At 70.3% G+C, this 1,246-nt stretch carries 2 protein-coding genes; both read right to left on the reverse strand.

Annotated features, from left to right (window positions below; translation table 11 throughout):
• Window positions 1-86 precede the first annotated feature (86 nt).
• Window positions 87-440 carry a hypothetical protein gene (locus tag CA984_RS44075; RefSeq protein ID WP_086579165.1) on the reverse strand — a complete coding sequence of 118 codons (354 nt, stop codon included), beginning with the start codon at window positions 438-440 and terminating at the stop codon, window positions 87-89.
• A gap of 235 nt (window positions 441-675) precedes the next feature.
• Window positions 676-1,246: WD40 repeat domain-containing protein (locus CA984_RS44080; RefSeq protein ID WP_423229368.1), on the reverse strand; the 571-nt coding region annotated here is incomplete at its 5' end.

The raw sequence follows: 1,246 nt of genomic DNA on the forward strand, positions 1-1,246 counted from the left end.
GGCCGGGGGTCAGAGGTCAGAGGTCAGAGGTCAGGGATCAGGGATCAGGGGCCGAAGGTCAGAGGTCAGGGGTCAAGGGCCGGAGGTCAGGGGGATTCCAGCGGGATGACGTCCTCGTCATAGGCGGCCAGAAGCGCGGCCGCGATCTCCGTCACGTCCAGTTCCACGACGACCTCGTCACCCGAGGCGGTGCCGCGATCCGCCACGGCGAGGCCGATCAGCGCCAGGGACGCCGCACGGTCCCGGACACTGGCCTGTTCGACGGTCTCCTCTCCGACCTCTCCCTCCTCGTCGCGGTCCCACGCGGCGACCGCGGCCCGTGCCAGGTCCCCGGAGAGCCTGACGGTGAGACGTGTGACCTGGGGGTCGAGAAAGCGTCCGATCTCGGCGAGCACCGCCGAGTCCTGGCGATACCTGGTGTACTCCTGGCTTTCATCCACAGCAGGAGCCTACGCAGGGCACCGCCGTCCGCAGCTTCAAACCCCATATATGCGGTGGACCGTCCGGGTGGAAGCCGCCCGCCTCTCCCCGTCGCCGCAGAACTCACCACGGACCTCATCACCAGGGACCTCACCCATCACGGACCTCACCACCGCAGAACTCACCACCAGGGACCTCACCCATCACGGACCTCACCACCGCAGAACTCACCACGGACCTCACCCATCATGGGCCTCACCCACCGCAGGTCTCGCGATAGGAGATACCGGGGATGAGGCGCTCCCACTCGGCTGCCGACAGCCCGGAGCCCACCCGGGCGCAGACCGACTCCGCGACCAGGGAGGGTTCCACCGGCAGATGGCTGACCGAGCCGTCGCGCGCCACCGCGTTGAGGATCCGGCCGTCCGGGCTGAAAGCCAGATCGAGGGCGGTCACCGCGATGGGGAGGGCGCCGATCTCACGCTGGGTGGCCATGTCCCACAGGCGGACACCGTCTCCCGCCGTGACGAGCACCTGGCCGTCGGGAGAGAACCGCAGGGGCGGCCGGAGCCCCTTGACGCTCAGGACGCCCAGGCGCGTACCGCGCTCGACGTCCCACAGAAGGACGCGCTGGTCGGCGAGGCCCAGGGCCAGGACGCGGCCGTCGGGGGTGAAGGCGGCGGACCGGACATCCGGGCCGCTGACCCCGGTGGGAGTACGGACCGTCCTTCCGCCGGGGAGCGCGACCAGCTCCGCCCCGACCGCGATCACCTCTCCTCCCGAGCCGCCCCGGCCATCTTCCGGATCTCCCCCCGAGGCATTCCGG

Source organism: Streptosporangium minutum, assembly GCF_002149035.1.
In the GTDB taxonomy this organism is placed as follows: domain Bacteria; phylum Actinomycetota; class Actinomycetes; order Streptosporangiales; family Streptosporangiaceae; genus Streptosporangium; species Streptosporangium minutum.